Source organism: Streptomyces sp. B8-7, from assembly GCF_058833805.1.
Window position 1 is genome coordinate 2,108,244 of record NZ_JBYRRL010000001.1, and the last position, 26,400, is coordinate 2,134,643.

Sequence of the window (26,400 nt, forward strand, 5' to 3'; positions counted from 1 at the left end):
CCGTTCCGGGATTCGTCAAGTACTCGTCAAGCGTGTTGTGAGTCAGCCCACACACGTCACCCGCATGGACCACCGCGGTCCGTGGCAGACTGGGCTCGTACCAGTAGCAGCGCACTCCGGGGTCGGTGAAAGTCCGAACCGGCGGTTACAGTCCGCGACCCGGTCGCCTCCAGCGGCCGGTTGACCAGGTGAAATTCCTGGACCGACGGTTAAAGTCCGGATGGGAGGCAGTGCGCGGCGGGCGGGCACATCCGTGCGTGTCGCCGTACCGGTTCGCCTGAGGGCGAGCTCTGTCCGGCGTCGTCCTCGGCGTCCCCGCTCGTGTTCTCTGTCGTCTTCGACAGCCCCGGAGTCCGTGCCCGCAGAGGGAGGACCCGGGAAGTGTTCACAGGAATCGTCGAAGAGCTGGGCGAAGTCACCGCCGTCGAGACCCTCGACGACGCCTGCCGCTTCCGGCTGCGCGGTCCCGTCGTCACCGAGGACGCCAAGCACGGCGACTCGATCGCCGTCAACGGCGTGTGCCTCACGGTCGTCCACCGCGAGGGCGACGAGTTCACCGCCGACGTCATGGCCGAGACCCTCAAGCGCTCCAGCCTGGGCGCCCTCACCGTGGGCTCCCGCGTCAACCTCGAACGCCCCACCGCCGTCGGCTCCCGCCTGGGCGGGCACATCGTCCAGGGCCACGTCGACGGCACCGGCACCGTCCTGGCGCGCACCCCCTCCGAGAACTGGGAGATCGTGAAGATCTCCCTGCCCGCGGACCTCGCGCGCTACGTCGTCCGGAAGGGCTCCATCACCGTCGACGGCATCAGCCTCACCGTCGTGGAGGCCGGCTCCGACCACTTCACCGTCAGCCTCATCCCCACCACCCTCGCCCTGACCACGCTCGGCGTGAAACAGCCCGGCGACCCGGTCAACCTCGAGGTGGACATCATCGCCAAGCACGTCGAGCGCCTGCTCGAAGCCGGCCGGCAGGAGGAGAGGTGAACCGGCTGAACTCCGAGGCGTTCGTCCTGTTCGACCAGCACATCATCTGGTCCGACATGATCGGCAACACCCTCGGCCTGATCGCCCTCACCCTCGGCTGGCGCCGCTCGGTGTGGACCTGGCCCGCCCAGTTCCTGGCCGGACTGATCCTCTTCGGCGCCTTCTACGGCCACCTCGCCGGCAGCGCCGGCAAGCAGGCCGTGGTCATGCTCGTCGCCCTCTACGGCTGGTGGCGGTGGGCCCGCGGCCGGAGCCAGGCCGCGGACGGGCACATCGCCGTCCGCTTCGCCACCCGGGCCGAGCGCCTCGCCCTGGCCGCCGCGGCCGCCGCCGGCACCGTCGCCGTCGCCCTGCTCTTCACGGCGTTCCCGAGCCTGTCCTGGGACCCCTGGCCGGACGCCTACATCTTCATCGGCACCATCGTCGCCATGTACGCGCAGGCCCGCGGCATGGTCGAGTTCTGGCTCGCATGGCTCCTCGTCGACCTCGTCGGCGTCCCGCTCAACTTCGCCAACGGCTACGCCTTCTCCGGATTCGTCTACGTCATCTACGGTGCGCTCGTCCTGTGGGGCCTGCGCGACTGGTGGCTGCGCTCCCGCCGGGACGCGCGGCCCGTACTGGAAGGAGCGCCCGCATGAACACCTACCCGACCCCCGCCACCGTCACCCTCAACGAGGCCCTGCGCGCCACCGCCTCCACCTCCCGGCCCTACCCGGCCGACGACCCCGAGACCTTCGTCCTCGACCCGGTGGAGCAGGCCGTCGCCGACATCGCGGCCGGCCGCCCGGTCGTCGTCGTCGACGACGAGAACCGCGAGAACGAGGGTGACCTCGTCGTCGCCGCCGAGCACGCCACCCCCGAGATCGTCGCCTTCATGATGAGCGAGTGCCGGGGCCTGATCTGCGCCCCCATGGAGGGCGACGAGCTCGACCGGCTCCAGCTCCCGCAGATGGTCGCCGACAACACCGAGTCCATGAAGACCGCCTTCACCGTCTCGGTGGACGCCTCGCCCGCCCACGGCGTCAGCACCGGCATCTCCGCCGCCGACCGGTCCGCCACGCTCCGGCTGCTGGCGAGCGGCAGCGCCCGGCCCGACGACCTGGTCCGCCCCGGCCACGTCTTCCCGCTGCGCGCCCGGCCCGGCGGCGTCCTCACCCGCGACGGCCACACCGAGGCCGCCGTCGACCTCGCCCGCCTCGCGGGCCTGCGCCCGGCCGGCGCCATCGTGGAGATCGCCGGCGAGGACGGCACCATGCTGCGCCTGCCCGAGCTGATCCCCTTCGCCCGCAAGCACGGGCTGACGATCATCTCCATCGAGGACCTGATCGCCTACCGCCGCTCCACCGAGCGCACCGAGCGCACCGAGCACACTGTGCACACCGAGCACACCGTGCACCGCGAGGCCGAGACCCGCCTGCCCACCGCACACGGCACCTTCACCGCCTACGGCTACCGCTCCACCGCCGACGGCGTCGAGCACGTCGCCCTCGTCCACGGCGACCTCGGCGACGGCCGGGACGTCCTGGTCCGGGTGCACTCCGAGTGCCTCACCGGAGACGTCTTCGGCTCCCAGCGCTGCGACTGCGGCCCCCAGCTCGACGCCTCCCTGGAACGCATCCAGGCCGAGGGCAGGGGAGTGGTGGTCTACCTCCGCGGCCACGAGGGGCGCGGCATCGGCCTGCTGTCCAAGCTGCGCGCCTACGAACTCCAGGAGCGCGGCCGGGACACCCTCGACGCGAACCTCGAACTCGGTCTGCCCGCCGACGCCCGGGACTACGGCGCCGGAGCGCGGATGCTCCGCGACCTCGGCGTCGTCAGCGTCCGCCTGATGACCAACAACCCCGACAAGTCCGACGCGCTGGTGCGGCACGGCATCGAGGTCGCCGGCCGCGAGCCGATGCCGGTGACCGCGGGCGAGCACAACCTGCGCTACCTGCGCACCAAGCGGGACCGGATGGGCCACGACCTGCCCTGGCTGGACACCCCTGCCGCCCCGGCCGCCGTGTCCGCGGGCACCTGCGCCACCCAGTAGCGGACCGCACCGGGCTCCGGCCGGGAAGCCCCCGGATCCGCCGATGAGCGCGCCCCGGGGCGCCCCGCACACCCGCGGAACCGCCCCGGCCGCCCCGGGCCCCTCGCGGACCCGCCCCCGGGTCCGGCCCGGCTCCTCCCGCGATCCGTACCATCCCACTGCACACGCACCACCCACTGCACACGCACCACCCACTGCACACGCACCACGCACTGCACACGCACCACGCACCACGCACCACGCACCACCGGTACGACGCGTCTCCGGCGCGACGCACCACGGGCACCACCATCATCGACAACCGTCACCACCGACCGACGAGGAGACACAAGACCGTGAGCGGCAAGGGCGCACCCGAACTGTCCGTACGCAACGTGGGCGACCTGCGCGTCGCCGTCATCGCGGCGCAATGGCACGAGAAGGTGATGGACGGACTGGTCGACGGCGCCCTGCGTGCCCTGCACGACCTCGGCATCGACGAGCCCACACTGCTGCGGGTCCCCGGGACCTGGGAGCTGCCCGTGGTCGCCAAGGTGCTCGCCGGCCGCGGCTACGACGCGGTCGTCGCCCTCGGGGTCGTCATCCGGGGCGGCACCCCCCACTTCGAGTACGTGTGCCAGGGCGTCACCCAGGGCCTCACGCAGGTCTCCGTGGACACCGGCGTGCCCGTCGGCTTCGGCGTCCTCACCTGCGACACCGAGGAACAGGCCCTGGACCGGGCCGGACTGGACGGCTCCGGCGAGGACAAGGGGCACGAGGCGGTCACCGCCGCCGTCGCCACCGCGGCCACCCTGCGTTCAGTATCCGAACCGTGGCGCTGACCGAGGGCGCAGAGCGCGTAGGGTAAGGACCACCATGTCCAAGAAGACGTTCGAGGAGCTCTTCACCGAGCTCCAGCAGAAGGCCGCCCACGGCGATCCCGCCACCTCCCGCACCGCGGAACTGGTGGACAAGGGCGTCCATGCCATCGGCAAGAAGGTCGTCGAGGAGGCCGCCGAGGTCTGGATGGCCGCCGAGTACGAGGGCAAGGAGGCGGCCGCCGAGGAGATCTCGCAGCTGCTGTACCACGTTCAGGTGATGATGGTCGCCCGCGGCATCTCCCTGGACGACGTCTACGCCCACCTGTGACCCACCCCACCCCGCCGCCGTACCCTCCAGCCGTACGCCCTCACGCAAAGGAAGCCGACCTCATGCTGCGCATCGCCGTCCCCAACAAGGGTTCCCTCTCCGGCCCTGCGGCGGAGATGCTGCATGAGGCCGGCTACCAGCAGCGCCGCGAGTCCAAGGAGCTGCGGATCGTCGACCCGGAGAACGAGGTCGAGTTCTTCTACCTCCGCCCCCGCGACATCGCGATCTACGTCTCCTCCGGCAAGCTCGACATCGGCATCACCGGCCGCGACCTGCTCATCGACTCCGGTGCCAACGCCGAGGAGATCCTCCCGCTGGGCTTCGCCCGCTCCACCTTCCGCTACGCCACCAGGCCCGGAACGGCCGGCGGCGTCGAGGACCTCCACGGCATGACGGTCGCCACCTCCTACGAGGGCATCGTCGCCAAGCACCTCGCCGACCACGGCATCGACGCCTCCGTCGTCCACCTGGACGGAGCCGTCGAGACGGCCATCGAACTGGGCGTCGCCGAGGTCGTCGCGGACGTCGTCGAGACCGGCACCTCGCTGCGCAACGCGGGCCTGGAGGTCATCGGCGAGCCGATCATGACGTCCGAGGCCCTCGTCGTCCGCCGCACCGGCGCCGACCCCGACGACCCCAAGGTGCAGCAGTTCCTGCGCCGCCTCCAGGGCGTCCTGGTCGCCCGGACGTACGTGATGATGGACTACGACATCCGCGCCGAGCACCTCGAAGCGGCCGTCGCCATCACCCCCGGCCTGGAGGGCCCGACCGTCTCCCCGCTGCACAACGAGGGCTGGGTCGCCGTCCGCGCCATGGTGCCCACCAAGGAGGCGCAGCGGATCATGGACGACCTGTACGCGATCGGCGCGCGGGCCATCCTCACCACCGCCATCCACGCCTGCCGCCTCTGAGAAACGCCACCATGCCGGACCTTCCCGACCCGTCTGCCCCGACCGCCCCGTCGTCCCTCCCCGTGACCTTCCGGCCGGGCCGCACCCGCGCGGTCCTGCTCACCGCGGCCGCCGCGATCTTCGTGGTGGTCTCGGCGATCGCGCTGCTGCTGGAGAACCTCGGACCGGGCGAGCGCCTCAGCTTCGTCCTCACCGCGGCCCTGCTCGCCGGTCTGGTGCTGATGCTGGCCCGGCCCAAGGTCGTCGCCGACGACTCCGGCGTCACCGTGGTCAACTTCGTCAGCACCCGCCGTCTGGACTGGGCGGAGATCGTGCAGGTCAACCTGCGGGTCGGGGACCCCTGGGTGTTCCTCGACCTCAGCGACGGCACCAGCCTGCCCGCCCTCGGCATCCAGCCGGGCATCGCGAAGGAGCAGGCCGTCACCGACGCGCGGGCCCTGCGGGCACTCGTCGAGGCCCGCTGCGGCGGCGACCCCGAGGCGCCCCGGAGCTGAGCCGGGGCAGAAGCCCGGGGCCGGCTCAGGGGTGCTCACCCTGCCGCTCCGGCCCGTGTCTTGATTAATCTGGTGGCGGAGGCCTTCCCTGCGCCTCCGCCCCTGTGGCGCCCGCCCGGCGCACAGGGGTTCCTGCTACCCGAGGAGTGACCCTCTCCGGCGATGGACGGATCGTCCTGCAGTACCTGCGCCGCCCCCTGCCGACATAGCACGGACCTCGTCCGCGCCCGTGCGCAGGCGGTGGCTTCATGACCACCCCGCTGCTGCTCCTGGCAGCCGCATTCCTGCTCATCCTGGCCAACGGATTCTTCGTGGCCGCCGAGTTCGGCCTGGTGACGGTCGAACGCCCGGAAGCCGAGAAGGCCGCCGCCGAGGGCGACCGCCGCGCCCGCACGGTCGTGGCGTCGCTCAGAGAGCTGTCCTTCCAGCTCTCCGGCACCCAGCTCGGCATCACCATCACCTCCCTCGTCGTCGGCATGCTCGCCGAGCCCGCCCTGGCCGAACTGCTCGACGGGCCGGTCACCGCGCTCGGCGTCCCCGGGGGCGCCGTCTCCGGTGTGGCCGTCGTCATCGGCATGCTGCTGGCCTCCGCCGTCCAGATGGTCGTCGGGGAACTCGTGCCGAAGAACTGGGCGGTGTCCCGGCCGATGCAGGTCGCGCGCTTCGTCGCCGGCCCGCAGCACGCCTTCGCCCGGCTCCTGCGGCCCGTGATCGCCGGCCTCAACGCGGTCGCCAACCGCCTGGTCCGGGCCCTCGGCGTGGAGCCCGCGGAGGAGCTGGCCTCCGCCCGCACCCCCGGCGAACTGGTCTCCCTGGCCCGGCACTCCGCACAGGCCGGCGCCCTGGAACAGGACACCGCCGACCTGTTCGTGCGCACCCTGTCGCTGGCCGAGCTCACCGCGCAGCATGTGATGACCCCCCGGGTGAAGGTCAGCGCGCTGCAGTCCTCGGCCACCGCCGAGGACGTCGTCAACCTCACCCGCGCCACCGGCCTGTCCCGGTTCCCGGTCTACCGGGACAAGATCGACGAGGTCGTCGGCATGGCCCACCTCAAGGACGCCCTCGCGGTGCCCGTGCAGCAGCGGCTGCGCACCCCGGTCGCCCGGATCGCCCGGCCCGCGCTCCTGGTCCCCGAGACGCTGCCGGTCCGGCCGCTGCTCGCGCGGCTGCGCAGCGAGCAGCCCATCGCCGTCGTCGTCGACGAGTACGGCGGCACCGCCGGAGTCGTCACCCTGGAGGACATCGTCGAAGAGATCGTCGGCGAGGTCCGCGACGAGCACGACGGCCACGACACCCCCGAACTGGCCCCCGCCCCCGCCGAGGAGGGCCGGCCCGCCTGGGACGTGGACGGCAGCTGCCGCGTCGACGTCCTGACCCGGATAGGCCTTCAGGTGCCCGAGGGGCCCTACGAGACCGTCGCCGGGCTCGTCGCCGACCTCCTCGGCCGCATCCCGGCCGCCGGGGACCGCGCCGAGCTGCCCGGCTGGCGGCTCTCCGTGCGCCGGGTCGGCCACTACCGCGCCGAGCGCGTGCGCCTGGTGCGCACCGCCCCGGTCCGGGAGGCCGCCCGATGAGCGTCCTGCAACTGCTGTTCGCCGCGCTGCTGGTGCTGGCCAACGGCTTCTTCGTCGGCGCCGAGTTCGCCCTCGTCTCCGTACGGCGCAGCCAGATCGAACCGCTCGGCACCGCCCGCTCCCGCCAGGTGCTGCACGGCCTGGAACGGCTGCCGCGGATGATGGCCGCCGCCCAGTTCGGCATCACCATCTGCTCCCTCACCCTGGGCGCCGTCGCCGAACCGACCGTGGCGCACCTGCTGGAGCCCGTCTTCGAGTGGATCCACCTCCCGCACGGCATGGTGCACCCCCTCGGCTACGTCCTCGCCCTCGCCGCCGTGGTCTTCTTCCACCTCGTCATCGGCGAGATGGTCCCGAAGAACCTCGCCATGGCGGCACCCGAGAAGGCCGCGCTGTGGCTCGCCCCCGGCCTGGTCGCCTTCGCCCGCCTGTGCGGACCCGTCACCCACGCCCTCGGCGCCTGCGCCCAGGCGGTCCTGCGGCTCTTTGGGGTCGAGCCCAAGGACGAGGTGGAGGCCGTGTTCACCAGCGTCCAGCTGGGCCGGCTCGTGGAGGACGCCGGCCAGGCCGGGTTCCTCGACCCCGAGGAGCAGGAGCGGCTGGAGGACGCCCTGGAGCTGGCCTCCCGCCCGGTCACGGACGTCCTGCTGCGCAGCGAGTCGCTGATCACCGTCGGCCCGTCGGTCACCCCCGGCGAGATCGTGGCGCTGACCGCCCGCACCGGCTACTCCCGCTTTCCGGTCGCCGCGGTCGACGGGGCCTTCATGGGCTACGTCCACATCAAGGACGTCCTCGATCTGGAGGACTCCGACCGGGCCGTCCCCCAGCAGGTCTGGCGCCATATGACCACCCTCCGCTCCGACCTGCCCCTGGACGACGCCCTGACCGTGATGCGCCGGGCCGGCACGCATCTGGCCCAGGTGGCCGGCGCCTCCGGGCGGGTGCTCGGTCTGGTGGCGCTGGAGGACGTGCTGGAGCTGATCGTCGGCGAGGTGCGCGACCCCGCCCACCGGGCGACCGCCCTGCCGGTGCGGCTGGCCGAGCCGCGCACGACGGGTGAGCCGGAGGGAGTCCTCGCCACCTGAGCCGCCGGGGCCCCGCCCACCCAGGCGGCCGGGCGGGGCCCCGGCGGTCCGGGGCGTGTCACGCACGCACCGTCGGCCCGCGCGCCCGGCCCGGCACCCCGCCGCGTTGCCGGGCCGTCCGCGGACGGGCCCGTGCACCCACGGCCCTCCGCCGTGCGGCGTGCCCACCGGACCCGTGGGCCCGCCATCGGGCGGACGGCGCTCCTGCCGCGACACGCCCTACATCCCGGACGGGTCCTGCGGGCCCCGTCCGGACAGCACCTCGCCGTACGCCTGCATCAGGTCGGGCAGCCGCAGCGTCGCCAGGTCGTCCCGGCTGAGCGCGCCGGGGTAGGCCGACAGCCGCAGATCGCGGTAGGCGCAGCTCTTCTCGTACAGCGTGCGCAGGAACCGCCCGTTGCCCAGCTCGTCGATCCACCCCTGGTCGACGACGTGCCCGGCGATGGAGCGCAGCTCGTCCAGCGCCTCCTCGTCCCAGGCGTCGCCGTTCTCCGCGGCGAGCACCTCGCCGATCGCGGTGAGCTCCAGCGGCCGGTAGGAGGGGAAGTCGACCCGGCTGGTGAAGCGTGAGGACAGCCCGGGATTGGCGGCCAGCAGCCGGTCCATGCCCTCGGGGTAGCCGGCCAGGATGACGACGAGGTGGTCGCGGTTGTCCTCGGCCCGCTTCAGCAGCACCTGGAGGGCCTCGTCGCCGTAGGCGTCGCCCTTGCCGTACCCGGAGTTGGACAGCGAGTAGGCCTCGTCGACGAACAGCACGCCGCCGAGCGCGGAGTCGATGAGCTCGTTGGCCTTGACGGCGGTCTGCCCGAGGTACTCGCCCACCAGGTCGGCCCGCTGGGCCTCCACCAGATGGTCGCCGCCCAGCAGCCCGAGCGCGTAGAAGACCCGGCCGAGGATCCTGGCCACCGTGGTCTTGCCGGTGCCGGACGGGCCGGAGAAGACGAAGTGCCGCTTGGGCGGCTGGACCGGCAGCCCCTGGCCGGCCCGCAGCCGCGCCATGTTCAGTTGCGCCGACAGCGCCTTGACCTGGCGCTTGACCGGCTCCAGTCCCACCATGCGCTCCAGTTCCGCGAGCGCCTCGTCGAGTAACACCGGGTCCGTCGGCCCGGCGGGCAGCGCGGTGGGCGGCACGGTCCGCTCCCGCACCGGGGGGCCGGTGACCGCGGGCAGGGCGGCGGGCGGCAGCAGATCCGGCTCGGGAAGCCGCAGCTCCCGCCCGTCCGTGCCGAACAGCGGGTCGAGCGCGTCGATGCCGTCCGCACCGTCCTGCCCGGCACCGGCCAGGGTGATCGGCGCGAGGTCGGCGGCGTCGTCGTAGCCGTCGCCCTCGGCGATCGCGGCGAGCCGGGCGGAGGTGTCCATGAAGGCGGGGTCGACCCGGTGCACCGCCCGGTACAGCGGCAGCGCGGCCGCCGAGCGGCCGGTGCCCTCGTGCGCCCGCGCCAGCCAGTAGCGCAGCTCCTTGCGCTGCGGCTGCTCACTGCGGCAGCGCATCAGCGCCGCCGACAGCAGCGGGTCGGCCTGCCCGTACATCTCCAGCCGCACCCGGGCCATACCGCCGAACAGCCCGGCCTCGATGCCGAGCAGCTGATCGTCGAGCAGCGGGTCGGTGTGCCGGACGAGCTGTTCCCAGTCCTTGACCAGGTAGGAGCGGCAGGCGTGCAGGAAACGCACCTGGGGGTCGGCGTCCACCGGCGGCAGTCCCGCCAGCGCCCGGTCCAGCTCCGGCACGTGCCGTCCGTCCAGCCAGTGCGAGGCGTGGGCGAGCAGCAGGTCGCGCGGGCTCTCCAGCACGGGCTGCACCCACCAGCCGAGCCAGTACCAGGAGTTGAGCGTGCGGGTGTGCCGGGCGCGCTGCTCGCCGAAGCGGTCGCGGTGGCGGAACATCCGCAGCAGCGCGGTCGTCGTGTCGACGCGCAACGCGTGCAGCCCCAGCCAGCCGTCCGCCATGCCCGGGTCGATCCGCACCGCGGTGCGGAACTCCTCCTCCGCCTGCGGATAGGCGCCCATGGTGTAGGCGTCGACCCCCCGCAGCCAGGCGAGGTCGGCCGGCGCCTCGGGGCCCTGCATGCCGAAGTCCATCACGTCCCCCACAAGCCGTGCCCCCGCTGGTTCACCGCCGGGCCGTCACCCGTCGGTCGTCCCGCTCGAACCGCCGTGCTCCGGACCGGAGTTGCCCGGCGCGGCCGCCGTACGAAAGCCGCGTCGGGGGCATCGTACCTGCGCGGGTGTCACCCGCCGAAGGGTGCGGTACGGGCTGTTCGAGGCGACGGCGGCGGCCGGATGCGCCCCCCGGCGGTCACCCAGGGTGAGCGCGCGGCGCCTCACGGCGTCCGCCGGAGGATGTGAGGGCAGAACGAAGCCCCCGGTCACGGGGGAACAACCGGGGGCTTCGCGTCTACGGGGCGCCCCGCTGAGGGGCACATTGAGAACGTAAGACCTGTACGACCCGGCGGTCAAGCAGAGTTGGGGCAGTCTTCAAAGTTCCGGAGGCGCCGTCTTCACAAGTTCACCACATTGCTCTCAACTGCTCACGGAGCGTCATGGCGCGGTCCCGCCGGCGGGACCGGGCAGCACCTCGTACCCCTCCCGCACCTGCCGCACCAGAAGATCCGCGTACGGTTCCGAGGGGTCCTCGGCGAAGTGCCCGCGCTCGGCCCTGACCCAGCCGTCCCAGAACGCGTGCTGCTCCTCGCCGTCGCGTGCCCGCCCCCGCGCCCACGCCTGCCGCGGGCCCATCTCCATCCACAGCAGCCGCGCCAGGTGCGGACGCAGCGCGCGCCGGCCGGCCCCGACGCCCTCGACGAGCACCGATCCGGCCGGGGGCAGTGCCCGCGGCGGACCGAAGCTCCGGGTGCGCCAGTCGTAGGGCCGGAACACGACCGGTTCGGCCCGTCGCAGCGGGTCGACCACCTGCTCCCGCAGCCGTCCGGTCCAGGCGAACAGCTCCTCGTGGGTGGCGAAGTCGTCCAGGTGCAGCACCGGGATCCCGCCCATCGCCGCGGCCAGGCGCCCGGCGAAGGTCGACTTGCCGGACCCGGCGTGCCCGTCGACGGCGATCAGGCGGACTGCCCCGCACGACGGCGGCAGGGCCTGCAGGTGCCGGGCGAGTCCGGGGAGCGCGAGCGGGTGCATCGCCCCATCATCCCCGCCCCCGGCGACCGGACCGCCCGCCCGGTACCCGCCGGCAGGGCACCGGCGCCTCCCGCGTGCAGCCGGGGCTCGCCGGCCCGCAGGGCGACGCCGCAGGTGGTGCCAGTGGTCCAGACCCGTATCGGTGGGCGTGGCACGGCCCGGAATGCTGGCTGGACGGGGGTGCGTGCGGACATAGTTGGCGCACCCAGCCACGCATCGGGCCCGTCCCGACCCGGACACCTTGGGGGCATCCACTCATGAGCAGAGCCGAACAGCCGTCCCGCAGGACCGTTCTGGCCGCCGCCGTCGTCGCGGCGGTCGTCACCGGCACGGGCCCGGCGGCGGCCGGTCCGGCCGCGGACAGGGGGGAGGGCGGCCCGGCGGCGGGTCCGGGAGCCGGCGGCGGCGCCCCGGAACCCGCCCCGGCCCGCCTCGTCGGCAACCACGCCTGGACCTCGTACACCGACTGGCGCACCGGTACCGGCCGCGGCACCCGCGCCGTCGCCGGGACCCGGCCCGCCCTCGTGATCGCCGACCCGGCCGGCACCGTCGAATACACCGATCCGCACACCGGCACCACCGCGGCCTGGGAGTACGCGACCTGGACGTCGCCGCTGCGGACCTTCGCCGTCCCGGCCACCGAGGCGATCGCCTCCTGGAACGCCGACACCCCGGCCGGTACCTGGCTCCAGATCGAGTTCCGCGGGACCTACCCGGACGGCACCCGGACGCCCTGGTACGTGCTGGGCCGATGGGCGGCGGGCGACCAGGACATCCGGCGGACCTCGGTCGACGGCCAGGGCGACGGCCGCAGCAGCGTGTGGACGGACACCGTCGCCGTCGACGACCCTTCCGACGGGCTCCGGCTGGCCGCCTACCGGGTGCGCCTGACCCTCTACCGGTGCCCCGGCACCCGGGCCACGCCCGCCGTGCGGCGGCTCGGCGTGATGGGCTCCGACGTCCCCGACCGCTTCACCGTGCCGGCCTCCGCGCCGGGCCCGGCGGGGGAACTCGCCGTGCCGCGTTACTCGCAGGAGATCCACCGGGGCCGGTACCCCGAGTACGACAGCGGCGGCGAGGCCTGGTGCAGCCCCACCTCCTCGCAGATGGTCATCGAGTACTGGGGCGGCCGGCTCACCGGGGAGCAGCTGTCCTGGGTCGACCCCGCCTACGCCGACCCGCAGGTGTGCCACGCGGCCCGGTGCACCTACGACCACGCGTACGGCGGCTGCGGCAACTGGCCGTTCAACGCGGCCTACGCGGGCGGCTTCCGCGGCCTCCAGGGTGTGGTCACCCGGCTGCACTCGCTCACCGACCTGGAGAGGCTGATCGCGGCCGGCATCCCGGTCATCACCTCGCAGTCCTTCCGCGCGGACGAACTGACCGGCGCCGGGTACGGCACCGCCGGGCACCTGATGACCGTGACCGGCTTCACCGAGGACGGGGACGTGATCGCCAACGACCCCGCCGCCCCCGACAACGAGGCGGTGCGCCGGGTCTACCCGCGCCGAGAGTGGGAGAACATCTGGCTCCGTACGAAGAGGTACGACGCGAACGGCAAGGTCAGAAGCGGTACCGGTGGTGTCTGCTACCTCTTCTGGCCGGTCAGGCCGGCACCGGGCCAGCGCCGGGCGCTGCGGTCGCTCGGCCTGCTGTGAGCAGGTGCGGCCCCACCGCCGGCGGCCGCACGGCCTCCCGCGCCTGGGGTGACCACGTCCGCGCATCCCCCACCAGAGCGCCCACGCACGGCCGACGGACCTGAACCGGGTGCGTTCCGGATCCATGGCACGTAGTTCTTCAGGTACTTCTACGCTGCCACGCGGGTTCGCCCCGAGCACATACTCTCCGCGGCCTCCGGCTCGGTCCGGACGGCCGGACGGAGAGTGGGGACGCCGTCGCACGACCACGTGGTGGTGGTTCAGCGGGTGCCGCAGGCGCGGTAGGTGGCGTCGGTTTCGCGGCGCGCTCTGGCTTCCGGTGTCCGCCGGGCGCGGGCGGCATCCTCACCGGAGAGAACAGGAGCAGCCGTGTCCGCACACCGTAGAGTGCCATGGTGGCGAAATCGCCTCATGGCTCTGTTTCTTCCCGTGGTGCTCTTGACGACCGGGGCACATGCCGTGCAGTGGCAGTTTCCCTCTGTCGCCTCGGCCGCGCCGGCGCAGCCGGTGGTTGACACCACACCGCCCGACCTGGCGAAGGGGAGCAGCGACCCCCACTTCAGGACGATCGGCCTGCCCGTGGACGCGAGTTACCAACTGGAGGTGTTCGAGTACCTGCTCCCGACCGGGGAGAGCACGGGTGTGGCCGTGTACCCCGGGGATCCGTTGTACGGCGGGGACGACAGGCTCACGCGCTGGCCATCCAAGTCCTCGTCCGGAAAGGACGCGCAGGAGTTTCTCAGTCGCGCGTGGGCTCAGCTGGATGAAATCGCGTCGAACCCCGAGGGTGTGAGGGCTCTCCGGGCGATGGGTGAGGCCTCCCCCTTGCCTGCCGGGAACGATCCGGCGTGGGGGTTCTACAATGCCGACCAGCCGCACGCGGGTCCTTCGCCGGTGAAGACGGTGATCACGCGCGCCTCTCCGGGGAAGCCCTACAGGGCGAGAGCTGTGCAAACCGCTTCGGATCCCAGGAGCTACGTTTCGGTCGGGAAGGACTGGCCCGGGCAGGGTGCGGGGTCCGGTTCAGTCTTCATCGACTTCCCGGAGTATGTTGCCGGATTCTACGACGCCAAAGGGAAGCCCTTCGGGATGCGCCCGGCGACGGCACTGTTCCATGAGCTGGTTCACTCGTTGCGTCACCTGCTCGGCTTCCATCCCGTAGCGGACGCACAGCTCACGGACGTGACCGCGGATACTCATGTGGCTGATCCCTTCAACAGCGGAGCGGGATGGACGACCTCGACGAATGTCGAGGAGCTGATCACGCATGGAGGAAAGTCCGGACTGAAGGACGCTTTCGGCAGCAAGTGGTGGTCGTTCGGGTTCTCCGTGAAGGCGGATCCGTACGCTGCCCGGTCGGTGCAGATCGCCACCAAGCTGGCCGGGAAGAATCCTGGTGATCCGCGGATCCAGCGGACGCTGAAGGTTCGTATGGCGTTGTCGAAGGACCCTGTCTCCGAGACGACGTTCGTGGAGGCCAGTCCGATATCTCAGCCTCATCGCCCGACGTACAATGCTCCGCCCGACCTGCCGGACGCCAAGTTCGAGTTGGCCAGTGGGGCGTCGTGGAGCGGGCTTTCGCAGGACGACTTCAGAAATCCTGGGAACAGCACCTCTCTGGTGGAGCGGACGTCTCCTGCTCCTGCGGCCGGCGCGGCCTGCGGAAACACGCCGCTGTCCGGCTGCTTCCATTCCGTCAGGAAGGCGACTTCGAAGGAGGTGGAGGCGGCTGAGAAGTTCCGTGACGCGGTGGAGGACGGGAAGGTCTTCGCGGCGTCTCCCGAGTCGGAGGTCGTTTCCGGCCTGTCGCCGGAGGAGATCTCGGTGTACGCACGGGCGACGGTGCAGAACGTGGCGTCGTCGTACGAGACCGCGCGGGCTGCCGGCTCCGATCTGTCGGAGTTCGGGTTCACGTCCGACCTGGCGGAGTCCTGGAAGAGTCCGGCCAAGGTCTTTGTGCCGTTCGGCGGGGCCACGTCGGTCGAGGGTGTGGCGCCCGGCCGGGTCTCCGCGGTGTTGACGGAGGGCTGGGGTGTCTTCAACGAGGTGTTGACGCCGGCGATGGCGGCCGCGTGGATCAACTCGGTCGCGGAGGTGTTCAGCGAGGACTCCACCGACCTGACCAAGGCGACCGTCGTCCTGGCTCCGGTTCCGGTGGTGGGGCAGTTGCTGGGTATCGCGGATGCGGTGGAGCGGCATGACGCGCTCAGCGGTGTGGTGAACGCCCTGGCCCTGCTCGCGGCCGTGTCGGAGATGGCAGGGCAGCCGGAACTGGCCATGCTGTTCGGGGTGGTGGCGCTCGTCACGACGGTCGTCGCCCAGATCGTGGACTGGGCGACCGGGAAGAGCGAGGAGGAGAGGTGGATCGAGTCCCGCAATCAGGCCTGGCACGACACGATGAAGAAGAACGTGATCGAGAAGTCCCTTCCGGAGCTGCTGTCGACCGCGCAGAAGGGGTTCGACCGGGCGCAGAAGCAGGTCCTGTTCGGGGCGAACGTCACGATGGAGACCGTGAACGCGAATGCGGCCCGTACGGGCCACTCCACGGCGATCGCCGCCGCCCGTACCGCGAACGCGCGGATCATGGCGGATGCGAGGGCGTCGGTCGGCTCTCTGCGCAGCGGCTTCGTCAACGGTGTGCACCAGGCGGTGGACGCGGTGTTCGCCTCGTTGAACGAGGGCACCGGAGCTGAGGAGTTCAGCAAGGCGTACATGGACGAGGCCGTCTGGCCGCAGTGGTCCACCGACCACCTCTTCGACTTCTGCCCGACGACGTACGTCGACGGATACCAGACATGCAAGGAGCCGAGCAGGTACACCGCTGAGATGCGGGCTTCCTTCGAGGAGAACCACGCGAAGCGCGTCGTGGCCGACGTGCCGAAGGACCTGTTCACCGCGGACGACGTGAAGGCTGCTCAGGACGCGGTCGACGCCCGCGTGCGTGAGGGGGAGATGTTCACCCCCCTGCGGATCTCGGACACGACCCCGGTACCGCCGGTCGGGTTCGTCCCGTGTGCGGACGACGGGGGTGTGTGCAAGGGGATCGAGGGGCGCACGGGCCAGGTCGCGTTCGGTGCGGCCGGGTCGTACGTCACCGCGCCGCTGCCCTCCGACGGGATCGCGTGCAAGGCTTCCTCGTTCCCGGTCGACCCCAACCCCGACGCCGACCAGGCGTGCTTCGTTCCCGCTCAGGACAGCCCGGTCAAGGGCGACGACGGGTCGTGGCTGGCGTCGGTGCGCGGGTGCGCGGACGAGGGCAGGACGTGTGAGGTCTCCGGTACCCAGCTGGCGGCGTTCGGCGCAGGCGCGGCCTGGGTCGTCAAGCCGGTCACGTCCGCTGCCGCCTGCACCGTCGGCGGATTCGGCGGCGATCCGGCTCCCGGCAAGGCCAAGGAATGCCGGGTTCTGACCGGGGCGCCGCCGAGCCAGGCGGTCAATGCCGGCGGCCCGTACCAGGCATGCGCCGTCGAGGGCGATCGCTGCCACGTCGTCGGCACCGTCCGGCTGGCCCTGGGCGCCCACATCGACGACGAGGCCCGCGGCTGGACCTACAGGACGGTCAAGGCGGCGGACTACCCCTCCGGGGTCCCCTGCACCGTCGCCGCCTTCGGCAAGGACCCCCTGCCCGGCGAGCGCAAGAGCTGCTACATCGCCAACCCCCCGGCCCCGTTCGCGTTCTGCGCGGGCCCGGACGGAAGGTGTGCGGTGCCCGAGTCAGGCGCCTATCAGGCCGCCTACGGCGGCGACGGATCCTGGGTGGTCAAAACCGTCCCCGCCGGTGAGTTCACCTGCAACGACGCCTCCTTCGCCGATGTCGCCAGCCTGTCGGGCAACCATCTGCAGGACGGCAGCAGCGGCTACTGCTACCTCTCCGCGAAGGACCACGACCTGGTCCTCGGCGCGGACACCCACCACGCGAAGCCGAGCGTCGACGACGACTGGGCCGCGCACGCCTGTGCCCGCGACGGGGAGGACTGCGCGGTCAGCGGGCCCACGGCCTTCGCCTACGGCGTCTACGAAGCGAACCGGGAGGACGGCGCCTACCTCGTCAGGCACTTCGCTCCCCGTGACGGCGAGACCACGACCCTGTGCAGCTACAGCGGCTTCACACTCCGCGACCCCCAGCTCGGCGTCTCCCACTGCTTCCTGCTGAACACCCCGCGCCCGGACTTCGACACGACCCAGACCGACTTCACCTACCGGCAGACCAGACGAACCGACCCCGGCCAGTCCCCTCCGGACTCGCCCGCCCCGACCGACCCCCACCCCGCACACGGCGCGGACTTCACCACCGGCTTCGAGCAGGGCGACGTCATGCCGTCCTGGACCGACACCGTCGACCAGGACAACGGCGGAGTGTCCCACGTCGCCGGCCGCTCCGGCGGCCCCGGCCCGGTGGCGGGCGCACGCACCGACGAGACGGCCCACGCCGGGACCGGATCGCTGAAGTACTCCGGCTCGACCGAGGGCGGCCACGACGCGCCACACGCCTACGCCTACCTCAAGGTCTTCGACCTCGCCGACAAGCCGGTCAAGGTCGACGGCGGAAAGACGCTGAGCTACTGGATCCACCCCGAGCCCGCCGACCGGTGGGACGGAATGGACCCCTGGCCGGTCAACAACAGCAACTGCGTCGCACTCGACCTGGTGTTCGCCGACGGCTCCACCCTGCGCGACTCCGCCGCCGTCGACCAGCACGGACACCGGATCCACCCCGCCGACCAGTGCCAGACCCTCGAACCCGGCCGGTGGAACCACGTCACCGTCCAGCTCCCCGACAAGCTCGACGGCAAGGAGATCACCCGCATCAACCTCGGCTACGACCAGTACTCCACCGGCAACGCCGACTACAGCGGCTACGTCGACGACATCACCATCCGCTAGGGCGTGTTTCGAAAGTCCCGCCTGCCTGGCGGCGTCTGGCACGCACGCTCGCCGCGTTGTCGGGCTCGCCCCGATACATCCAGTATCGGGGCGACCCTCCGCCTTGCGATCGCACGCACCAGACGCCGCCAGACCTGCCCTTCGGGCAGACGACGCTACTTTCGAAACACGCCCTAGCACGCCGAACGCCACGGCGGGGCCGCGCTCCACCAGCGCGGCCCCGCCGTCGGCCGGCCCGGCGGCGACGAGCCGGTGCCGTCGGGCGAGAGAGGGGACCCGCGCGTGAGGCGGCACCCGGCCTGTCGCGCCGGCCGCAGCACCCCGGGTTCCGCGGGCGGGTCCCGGGGGCGGGTCCCGGGGGCGTCGGCGGCACCGGGCTCGCCGGGCAGGTCCTGGGCTGGATGCCGGTCGTGTGGCCGTCGCGACGTTCGCGGGTCGGCGGCTGAACCCGTGATACAGGGCCCGGCCCGACGGGATGCGGTCCGGGCGCGGCCGGCGGTCCGGGAGGGGCGGTGGCCCGAGCTCGCACCGCTGTGACCTGAGCCACCCATGACCTGACATACTGCGGGGGTCCCACCGCCCGTCGGATACCAGGTTCGAACATTGGACATCAGTCACCGGCGTGACGCCGCCCGGCCGAAGGTCCGCGGCACCGACCGCTCGCTGGCGCGCCGCGCCGAACTCATCGCCATCGGGCGCAAGCTGTTCGCCGACACGCCCTACGACGCGCTCTCGATGGACGACATCGCCCGCCAGGCCCACGTCGCCAAGGGGCTCATCTACTACTACTTCCGGTCCAAGCGCGGCTACTACCTGGCGATCGTCGAGGACTCGGTCGCCGACCTGGTCGGCTCCGCCGCGAGCGGGCTCGACCTGCCCGCCGTGGACCGGGTGCAGCGCACCATCGACGGCTACCTGCGCTACGCCGAGCACCACCACGCCGCGTACCGCACCATCGTCAGCGGCGGCGTGGGCTTCGACGCCGAGGTGCACGCCATCCGCGACGGGGTGCGCGAGGCCATCGTGACGACGATCGCGGAAGGCGCCTACGGCAGACGGGAGATCGGGCCGCTGGCCCGGATGGGACTGCTCGGCTGGGTGTGCGGCGTCGAGGGCGCCACTCTCGACTGGATCGGCAGGCCCGGCCTGTCCCGGGCGAGCATGCGCGACCTGCTGGTCAAGATGCTCGGCGGCACCCTGCGCGCCATCGAGGAACTGGACCCCGCCCACCCGGCCCCGGAGCCGGCCCGCCGGGACCCCTGAACGGCGCGGCGGACCGGCACGCGGTGCACGCTCGGCATGCGCGTGCCAGGAGGGCGGTCGCGAAGGGGCCGGCGGGGGCGAGCTGGACCAGACCATTCGGCCAATGGTGCGGACCAACCCGGTGGCGCTGCGGATTCCCTGAAGTAAGCGGTCGTTAACCAGTGACGCGGGCCCGTCGATCGGGCATACTCACACCGCCGAGCCGCTGGTCAGCAGCGCTCCGAGACCCGGAGCCGTGCGCACCGTCCGGCATCCGCAGAGACCCGGCGGAGCCGCCCCCACAGGGGCCGGGCCCCGCCCGTGCCCGACAGGGAGGAGAGCGTCGACATGCCCGACCGCGCCCCGCAGCCGGTGGACCGTCAACTGCCCACGGACGAGGCCCGGGACCTGATCTCGCTCGTCCGCGACATCGCGCAGCGGGAGATCGCCCCGACGGCGGCCGAGGAGGAGGAGGCCGGGCGGTTCCCGCGCGAGACCTTCACCCTGCTCTCCCGCTCCGGACTGCTCGGGCTGCCCTACGACGCGGAGTACGGCGGCGGCGAGCAGCCCTACGAGGTCTACCTCCAGGTCCTCGAAGAGCTCGCCATGGCCCGGCTGACCGTCGGCCTCGGCGTCAGCGTCCACACCCTGGCCTCCTACGGCCTCGCCGCCTACGGCACCAAGGAGCAGCAGGTCGAGCACCTGCCCGCGATGCTCGGCGGCGGCCTGCTCGGCGGCTACTGCCTGTCGGAGCCGTCCTCCGGCTCCGACGCCGCCTCGCTGCGCACCAGGGCCGTGCGCGACGGCGACGACTGGGTGCTCAGCGGTACCAAGGCCTGGATCACCCACGGCGGCATCGCCGACTTCTACACCGTGATGGCCCGCACCGGCGAGGACGGTCCCCGCGGCATCACCGCCTTCCTGGTCCCCGGCGACGCGGAGGGGCTGAGCGCCGCCGCGCCGGAGAAGAAGATGGGCATGAAGGGCTCGCCCACGGCCCAGATCCACCTCGACGGCGTACGCGTCCCGGACAGCCGCCGCATCGGCGACCTCGGGCAGGGCTTCTCCATCGCCCTGTCCGCGCTCGACTCCGGCCGGCTCGGCATCGCCGCCTGCGCGGTGGGCGTCGCCCAGGCCGCCCTCGACGAGGCCGCGGCCTACGCGGCCGAGCGCCGCCAGTTCGGCCGGCCCATCGCCGACTTCCAGGGCCTGCGCTTCATGCTGGCCGACATGGCCACGCAGATCGAGGCGGGCCGCGCCCTGTACCTCGCTGCGGCACGGCTGCGCGACGCGGGGCTGCCGTTCGCCAAGCAGGCGGCCATGGCCAAGCTGCACTGCACCGACACCGCGATGAAGGTCACCGTCGACGCCGTGCAGATCCTCGGCGGCTACGGCTACACCGCCGACTTCCCGGCCGAGCGCTACCTGCGCGAGGCGAAGGTGCTGCAGATCGTCGAGGGCACCAACCAGATCCAGCGGATGGTCATCGCCCGTCACCTGGTGGGTCCGGAGACGCGCTGAGCCCCCGGGGCCGCGCGCCGGGGCCGTGCGGGTCCACGCCGGGAAGGCGCGGGCCCGGGCCCGCGCCGTGCGGACCGGGGCCGGCGCCGTACCGGTCGGCGGACGCGCCGAACCGGCCCGGGCGCACCACGGGCGCCGCGAGCCGCGCCCACTGCGGGGCATGGCGCCCGGGAAGGGTGCGGCCGCGGTCGGCCCAGATGCTCGGCAGGTCCCGGTGGATCGGCGGGTCCGCCGGTGCCGGGCCGGGAGCCGTCGGCGGGCGCGGGACCGCCGACGGTGCGAGCGGAACCGATTCCGCACGGGCCGGCACGACGAGCCGCGGCCGGCACCCGGTGGTGGGATGTGCGGGGCTCGTACCCGGGCCAACGCCCGGGACCGGGCCGGGGGTTCCGCGCCCGCACCGCGCGAGTCCCGCACCGCGGCCGCCTGCGGGCGCTGGTGGAGGTCGGCCGGGAGGACGGAGCGCGGCCGCCTGTCAGGCGGCCAGCCGCCGCATCGAGGGAACCCGCATCGGACGGGAGCCCGGTCCGCCCACGTGCGAGAAGGGCTGCGTCCGCCAGTCGAGCCCCTGGGGGAGTGTCAGCAGCAGAGCGGTGTCCTGCTCCTGCGGCTCGAAGGTCTCGTCGGCGGGGCGGGCCTCGGCGGCTCCGCGGCCGGTGCCGCGGCACACCGTGAGCCCGAACGGGTTCCACGGCGAGGCGCACAGCGCGTGCTCCGGCAGGATCTCCTCGTCCGCCAGCAGGGCGATGGGCTGCGCGCAGTCCGGGCAGATCACCCGGTACATCTCGAAGGTGTCGTACGGGTAGTCCGTGCCGTCGTGATCGCCGCCGTCGAGGGCGTCGGATTCGACGCCCTCCGGAGCGGGCTCGACGACCGGCTGCTGCCGCTTGGGCGCGGTACGACCTGGACGCTGAAGACTCTGCATGGGACTCTCCCCCTCGGGCTGGGCCGTGAAGGCACTGCGGCCTCGACCACAGCAAGCACTTCCCGTCCGGCATCCGGGGTAATCACGAGACCATCACGGACGTCACCCCGAGCCTGTGGTGTTCGTCACATGGCGTGCCCGGGTGCCCGGGTGCCCGGGTGCCCGCAACGGACGGGCATCAGGCCCCCGCCGCGCCCCACCCGCCATCAGGGCTTCGGCCGGGCGCCGGCAGGGCTCCACCAGGGCTCCACCAGGGCTCCACCAGGGCTCCACCAGGGAAGCCGACCAGGCGGGCGACGGCGCCGGCCAGGATCCGTCGGACTCGGGCAGCGCCGCGGCGGTGCTCCGGCGGCGTTCCGGCGGCGTTCCGGCGGCGCCTCGCCCGGGCCCCGCGGCGTGAACCGGCCGCGGCGGGCCGCGGCGAGCTATCCGAAGAGATCAAGCGCACTGTAGGTTCTCCGCCATGGAGGAGCTGGACCGTCAGATCGTGCAGCTGCTCGTCAAGGACGGGCGGATGAGCTACACAGACCTCGGCAAGGCCACGGGTCTGTCCACGTCGGCCGTGCACCAGCGGGTGCGCCGGCTGGAGCAGCGCGGCGTCATCCGCGGCTACGCCGCCGTGGTCGACCCCGAGGCCGTCGGCCTGCCCATGACCGCCTTCATCTCGGTCAAACCCTTCGACCCGAGCGCCCCGGACGACATCTCGGACCGGCTCGACGACGTGCCCGAGATCGAGGCCTGCCACAGCGTGGCGGGCGACGAGAACTACATCCTCAAGGTGCGCGTGGCCACCCCCCGCGAACTGGAGGGCCTGCTGGCCCGCATCAGGTCGCTGGCCGGCGTCTCGACGCGGACGACGGTGGTCCTGTCGACCCCGTACGAGGCCCGTCCCCCGCGCGTCTGACGGCCGGCCGGCCCACCGGGGCCCTGCCCTCCGCGGACACGGGCCGGTCGTGTTGCACGCGGGCCGGGTGACCTGCGTGCGGGTGGGAGCGGGCGAGGCGGGAGACTGTCTGCCATGAGTGAGCGCACCGCCCCGCCGAAGACCGTCCTGCTCCGCCGCGGAGAGGTCCACAGCCCCGCCGACCCGTTCGCCACCGCCATGGTCGTGCAGAACGGGCAGGTCGCCTGGGTGGGCTCCGAGGGCGCCGCCGACGCCTTCGCCGCAGGCGCCGACGAGGTGGTCGACCTGGACGGGGCGCTGGTCACCCCGGCCTTCACCGACGCCCATGTGCACACCACCGCCACCGGCCTCGCCCTGACCGGACTCGACCTGTCCGCGGCGCCCACCCTGGAAGCCGCCCTCGCCCTCGTCCGGGAGTTCGCCGCGGCGCGCCCGCACGACAGGGTCCTGCTGGGCCACGGCTGGGACGCCGCCCGGTGGCCCGGCGGCCGCCCGCCCGCCCGCGCCGAACTGGACGAGGCCGCCGGCGGCCGGCCGCTGTACCTGTCCCGCATCGACGTCCACTCGGCGGTGGTGACCACCGCACTGCTCGACCTGACGCCCGGGGCGGGCCGGCCGGACGGCCCGCTCACCGCCGACGCCCACCACGCCGTACGGGCGACCGCGCTGTCCTCCGTCGGCCCGGCCCAGCGTGTGCAGGCCCAGCGCGCGGCCCTCGCCCACGCCGCCGCCCTCGGCATCGGCTCGGTCCACGAGTGCGGCGGCCCGGAGATCTCCTCCGAGGACGACTTCACCGGACTGCTGCGGCTGGCCGCGGAGGAGCCCGGCCCGCGGGTCGTCGGCTACTGGGCGGAGCGGGACGTGGCCAAGGCCCGTGAACTGGGCGCGGCCGGAGCGGCGGGCGACCTGTTCGTCGACGGCGCGCTCGGCTCGCACACCGCCTGCCTGCACCGGCCCTACGCCGACGCCGCCCACACCGGCACCGCCCACCTGGACGCGGCGGCCGTCGCCGCCCACGTCGCCGCGTGCACCGAGGCCGGGCTCCAGGCCGGCTTCCACGCCATCGGCGACGCCGCCGTGACCGCCGTCGTGGACGGCATGCGGGCCGCCGCCGGCCAGGTCGGCGCCGCCCGGATCCGGGCCGCCCGGCACCGCGTCGAGCACGCCGAGATGCTCACCCCCGACCACATCGCCGCGTTCGCCGAGCTGGGTCTGACCGCTTCCGTGCAGCCCGCGTTCGACGCGCTGTGGGGCGGCGAGGACGGCATGTACGCGCGGCGCCTGGGCGCGGAGCGGGCCCGCACCCTCAACCCGTACGCCGCCCTGCTGCGGGCCGGGGTCCCGCTCGCCCTCGGCTCCGACAGCCCCGTCACCCCGCTCGACCCGTGGGGCACGGTGCGCGCCGCCGCCTTCCACCGCACGCCCGCGCACCGGGTCTCGGTGCGCGCCGCGTTCACCGCGCACACGCGCGGCGGCTGGCGGGCGACCGGCCGGGACGACGCGGGCGTCCTGGTCCCGGGCGCCCCCGCGGACTACGCCGTGTGGCGCACCGGCGAGCTGGTGGTCCAGGCCCCGGACGACCGGGTCGCCCGCTGGTCCACCGACCCGCGTTCCGGCACGCCCGGCCTGCCCGACCTGACCCCGGGCGGTCCCCTTCCGGTGTGCCTGCGCACCGTCGTCGGCGGGCGGACCGTGTACGTACGGCCGGGCGAGTGATCTGCGGCGGCGGACCGCTCCGGGGCCCGGCTCCGCGGTCCGTCGCCCGACCTGCGCATCCTCCCCGCCGGCCGGCCGGACCCGGTGGAGACGCAGGTCAAGGGGTGGTTGACAGGCGGCGGCCCGGGGCCGGTAGGTTCGGCCGAGTCCACCACGGGACGCCCGACCGGGGTACGTCCGCGCACTCGCCGCCGCGCCGCTGGGTCAGGGACGGTGCACCGCACGGGTACCGCCACTGGGAGCCAGGCTCAGCGCCCGCGCCGCGGCGAGGGAACGTTCCGGCCGGTCGGGAGGGTGTGACCCGGGTGGGGCCCGGACGCTCAGTAGACAACGGCTCTCGGTCGATCCGCAGCCAGCGGGTCCCAGGCCGGCCCGAAGGGCGCCGGGCCCCCATCCGCAGTCCGCGGGGCCGCGCGCCCGGCCCCGCCGCCGCGACCATACGAACGTCCCGTCACGTCATCGCAGGACGCGGCCATTATGGTGGACGCGTGCGCACGGAGACGAAGGGGCAGCAGTGAACGGTGGCGACGGGACCGGGGCGGCACAACTCCAGGGCAGGCGTTTCGGCCCGCTCGGGACGGCCTTGGTGATCATCCCGACCTACAACGAGGCGGAGAACGTCACGGCGATCGTGGGGCGCGTCCGCGCGGCCGTCCCCGAGGCCCACGTGCTCGTCGCCGACGACAACAGCCCCGACGGCACCGGCAAGCTGGCCGACGAACTCGCCGCGGACGACGACCAGGTCCACGTGCTGCACCGCAAGGGCAAGGAAGGGCTCGGCGCGGCCTATCTCGCGGGCTTCGCCTGGGGCCTGGAGCGCGGCTACGGCGTGCTCGTCGAGATGGACGCCGACGGCTCCCACCAGCCCGAGGAACTGCCCAGGCTGCTGACCGCCCTCAAGGGCGCCGACCTGGTGCTCGGCTCACGGTGGGTGCCGGGCGGCCGGGTGGTGAACTGGCCGAAGTCCCGCGAGTTCATCTCCCGCGGCGGCAGCATGTACTCGCGGGTCCTGCTGGACGTGCCGATCCGGGACGTCACCGGCGGCTACCGGGCCTTCCGCCGCGAGACCCTGCAGGGCCTCGGCCTCACGGACGTCGCCTCGCAGGGCTACTGCTTCCAGGTCGACCTGGCCCGCCGCGCGGTCCGGGCGGGCTACCACGTGGTCGAGGTGCCCATCACCTTCGTCGAGCGCGAGCTGGGCGACTCCAAGATGAGCCGGGACATCCTGGTCGAGGCGCTGTGGCGGGTGACCAGCTGGGGCGTGGGGGAGCGGGTCGGCAAGGTCGTCGACCGGGCCCGCCAGAGCCGGTCCTGAGCCCTCCCGCGGGCGCGGGGCGGGGTGACGGGGCCGCGTCGCCCACCCCGGTGGCCGGGGCGGGAGGTGCCTTATCCCGGGCTGAGCCCGGCCGGGGCACACTGGAGGCATGACGACTGGCGCACCGAACCCGACACACCCCGACGCCCGGCGCCCGCGGTCCCGGCTGCGCACGTTCCTGCCCCTGGTCATCGCGGCGTGGCTGGTGCTGGAGATCTGGCTGCTGATCACGGTCGCCGACGCGGCCGGCGGGCTCACGGTCGTCCTGCTGCTGCTCGCCGGGCTGGTGCTCGGCGCGGCAGTCGTCAAGCGGGCCGGACGGCGGGCCTTCCGCAGCCTCGACGAGGCGGTGCAGCGCGGCGGCACCCCGTCCGGCGAGGGCACGGGGGGCAACGGCTGGATGATGCTGGGCGGCCTGCTGCTGATGCTGCCCGGGCTGATCTCCGACGCGCTCGGTCTGCTCCTGCTGGTCCCTCCGGTGCAGAAGGCCCTCGGCCGTCTCACGGGGCGCTCCGTCGAGCGCCGGCTGCGCACCGCGGGCGCGGGGACGCTGGGCGGCGCGTTCCAGCAGGCCCGTATCCACCGCCCGGACGGCAAGGTCGTCCAGGGCGAGGTGGTCCGGGACGAACCGGCCGACCCTCCGCAGGAGCCCCGCCCGCCCCTCACGCCCTGAGCGGGGCGCGGGGCAGGCCCGCGCGAGGCGCGGCCTGCGCGGGCCGAGGGGCCCGGCGCGGCAGCACGGGGTGGGCGGACAGGCGGCAGGGTGAAGGGCGCGCGCAGGCAGCCTGGTGAAGCCGGCCTGGTGAAGGCGGCCGGGCACGCCAAAGACCGCGGGCGCCGTACGTCGGAAACGAACGGCGCCCGCGGTCGGTGCCGGCGCTTGGTGGCG

The 26,400-nt window shown here is 73.2% G+C and carries 20 protein-coding genes and 1 riboswitch; of the genes, 17 read left to right on the forward strand and 3 right to left on the reverse strand.

Translation table 11 applies throughout. The features are described from left to right. The first annotated feature begins 107 nt into the window (after positions 1-107). Positions 108-238, forward strand: a riboswitch (FMN riboswitch). Between the two features lie 143 nt (positions 239-381). The 9 genes from AC5K6T_RS08895 (at position 382) to AC5K6T_RS08935 (ending at position 8,211) form a co-directional block, all read left to right on the forward strand. Next, complete coding sequence (locus tag AC5K6T_RS08895) at positions 382-987, forward strand: riboflavin synthase (protein ID WP_493207175.1); 606 nt, start codon at positions 382-384, stop codon at positions 985-987. Continuing rightward, on the forward strand, positions 984-1,625 hold the full coding sequence (locus tag AC5K6T_RS08900; RefSeq protein WP_493207177.1) for a nicotinamide mononucleotide transporter family protein: 642 nt from the start codon (positions 984-986) through the stop codon (positions 1,623-1,625). The genes AC5K6T_RS08895 and AC5K6T_RS08900 overlap by 4 nt, the downstream gene beginning before the upstream one ends. Then, the gene (locus tag AC5K6T_RS08905) at positions 1,622-3,019 is read left to right on the forward strand and encodes a bifunctional 3,4-dihydroxy-2-butanone-4-phosphate synthase/GTP cyclohydrolase II (protein ID WP_493207179.1); all 1,398 of its coding nucleotides are present in this window, start codon (positions 1,622-1,624) and stop codon (positions 3,017-3,019) included. Before AC5K6T_RS08900 ends, AC5K6T_RS08905 begins: the two co-directional genes overlap by 4 nt. 335 nt (positions 3,020-3,354) lie before the next feature. Then, positions 3,355-3,840: a 6,7-dimethyl-8-ribityllumazine synthase gene (gene ribH / locus AC5K6T_RS08910; protein WP_493207181.1), complete on the forward strand. Its 486-nt coding sequence runs from the start codon at positions 3,355-3,357 to the stop codon at positions 3,838-3,840. A 34-nt stretch (positions 3,841-3,874) separates the two neighbouring features. Beyond that, positions 3,875-4,147 carry a phosphoribosyl-ATP diphosphatase gene (locus AC5K6T_RS08915; protein ID WP_029383007.1) on the forward strand — a complete coding sequence of 91 codons (273 nt, stop codon included), beginning with the start codon at positions 3,875-3,877 and terminating at the stop codon, positions 4,145-4,147. Between the two features lie 62 nt (positions 4,148-4,209). Beyond that, positions 4,210-5,058: an ATP phosphoribosyltransferase gene (gene hisG, locus AC5K6T_RS08920; RefSeq protein WP_493207183.1), complete on the forward strand. Its 849-nt coding sequence runs from the start codon at positions 4,210-4,212 to the stop codon at positions 5,056-5,058. Positions 5,059-5,069: 11 nt separating this feature from the next. Further along, positions 5,070-5,552, forward strand: coding sequence for a PH domain-containing protein (locus AC5K6T_RS08925; RefSeq protein ID WP_493207185.1), 483 nt, complete (start codon positions 5,070-5,072; stop codon positions 5,550-5,552). A 248-nt stretch (positions 5,553-5,800) separates the two neighbouring features. Beyond that, positions 5,801-7,126, forward strand: coding sequence for a hemolysin family protein (locus tag AC5K6T_RS08930; protein ID WP_493207187.1), 1,326 nt, complete (start codon positions 5,801-5,803; stop codon positions 7,124-7,126). Next, on the forward strand, positions 7,123-8,211 hold the full coding sequence (locus tag AC5K6T_RS08935) for a hemolysin family protein (protein ID WP_493207188.1): 1,089 nt from the start codon (positions 7,123-7,125) through the stop codon (positions 8,209-8,211). Before AC5K6T_RS08930 ends, AC5K6T_RS08935 begins: the two co-directional genes overlap by 4 nt. Before the next feature lie 219 nt (positions 8,212-8,430). Here the strand turns inward: AC5K6T_RS08935 and AC5K6T_RS08940 are convergent, their stop codons facing one another. Then, entirely contained in the window at positions 8,431-10,293 is a 1,863-nt protein-coding gene (locus AC5K6T_RS08940; protein ID WP_493207190.1) for an AAA family ATPase, read from the reverse strand. A gap of 459 nt (positions 10,294-10,752) precedes the next feature. Further along, the gene (locus tag AC5K6T_RS08945; protein ID WP_493207192.1) at positions 10,753-11,346 is read right to left on the reverse strand and encodes a uridine kinase family protein; all 594 of its coding nucleotides are present in this window, start codon (positions 11,344-11,346) and stop codon (positions 10,753-10,755) included. 257 nt (positions 11,347-11,603) lie between these two features. Between AC5K6T_RS08945 and AC5K6T_RS08950 the strand changes: the two genes are divergently transcribed. From AC5K6T_RS08950 to AC5K6T_RS08965, 4 genes are all read left to right on the forward strand, one after another. Continuing rightward, positions 11,604-13,004 (forward strand): C39 family peptidase, encoded by a 1,401-nt coding sequence (locus AC5K6T_RS08950; RefSeq protein ID WP_493207193.1) that lies wholly within the window; start codon positions 11,604-11,606, stop codon positions 13,002-13,004. 1,200 nt (positions 13,005-14,204) lie between these two features. Further along, complete coding sequence (locus AC5K6T_RS08955) at positions 14,205-17,888, forward strand: hypothetical protein (RefSeq protein ID WP_493207195.1); 3,684 nt, start codon at positions 14,205-14,207, stop codon at positions 17,886-17,888. 603 nt (positions 17,889-18,491) lie between these two features. After that, the gene (locus AC5K6T_RS08960) at positions 18,492-19,151 is read left to right on the forward strand and encodes a TetR/AcrR family transcriptional regulator (protein WP_493207197.1); all 660 of its coding nucleotides are present in this window, start codon (positions 18,492-18,494) and stop codon (positions 19,149-19,151) included. Positions 19,152-19,478: 327 nt separating this feature from the next. Next, positions 19,479-20,651: an acyl-CoA dehydrogenase family protein gene (locus tag AC5K6T_RS08965; RefSeq protein WP_493207198.1), complete on the forward strand. Its 1,173-nt coding sequence runs from the start codon at positions 19,479-19,481 to the stop codon at positions 20,649-20,651. Between the two features lie 475 nt (positions 20,652-21,126). Here AC5K6T_RS08965 and AC5K6T_RS08970 read toward each other — a convergent pair whose 3' ends face one another. Beyond that, positions 21,127-21,576: a hypothetical protein gene (locus AC5K6T_RS08970; protein ID WP_493207199.1), complete on the reverse strand. Its 450-nt coding sequence runs from the start codon at positions 21,574-21,576 to the stop codon at positions 21,127-21,129. 463 nt (positions 21,577-22,039) lie between these two features. Between AC5K6T_RS08970 and AC5K6T_RS08975 the strand changes: the two genes are divergently transcribed. The 4 genes from AC5K6T_RS08975 (at position 22,040) to fxsA (ending at position 26,184) form a co-directional block, all read left to right on the forward strand. Next, positions 22,040-22,480: an Lrp/AsnC family transcriptional regulator gene (locus AC5K6T_RS08975; RefSeq protein WP_493207201.1), complete on the forward strand. Its 441-nt coding sequence runs from the start codon at positions 22,040-22,042 to the stop codon at positions 22,478-22,480. A gap of 114 nt (positions 22,481-22,594) precedes the next feature. Then, positions 22,595-24,196 carry an amidohydrolase gene (locus AC5K6T_RS08980; protein ID WP_493207203.1) on the forward strand — a complete coding sequence of 534 codons (1,602 nt, stop codon included), beginning with the start codon at positions 22,595-22,597 and terminating at the stop codon, positions 24,194-24,196. Positions 24,197-24,710: 514 nt separating this feature from the next. Next, positions 24,711-25,511 carry a polyprenol monophosphomannose synthase gene (locus AC5K6T_RS08985; protein ID WP_493207205.1) on the forward strand — a complete coding sequence of 267 codons (801 nt, stop codon included), beginning with the start codon at positions 24,711-24,713 and terminating at the stop codon, positions 25,509-25,511. A gap of 109 nt (positions 25,512-25,620) precedes the next feature. After that, positions 25,621-26,184 carry an FxsA family membrane protein gene (gene fxsA / locus AC5K6T_RS08990; RefSeq protein WP_493207207.1) on the forward strand — a complete coding sequence of 188 codons (564 nt, stop codon included), beginning with the start codon at positions 25,621-25,623 and terminating at the stop codon, positions 26,182-26,184. Positions 26,185-26,400: the final 216 nt, after the last annotated feature.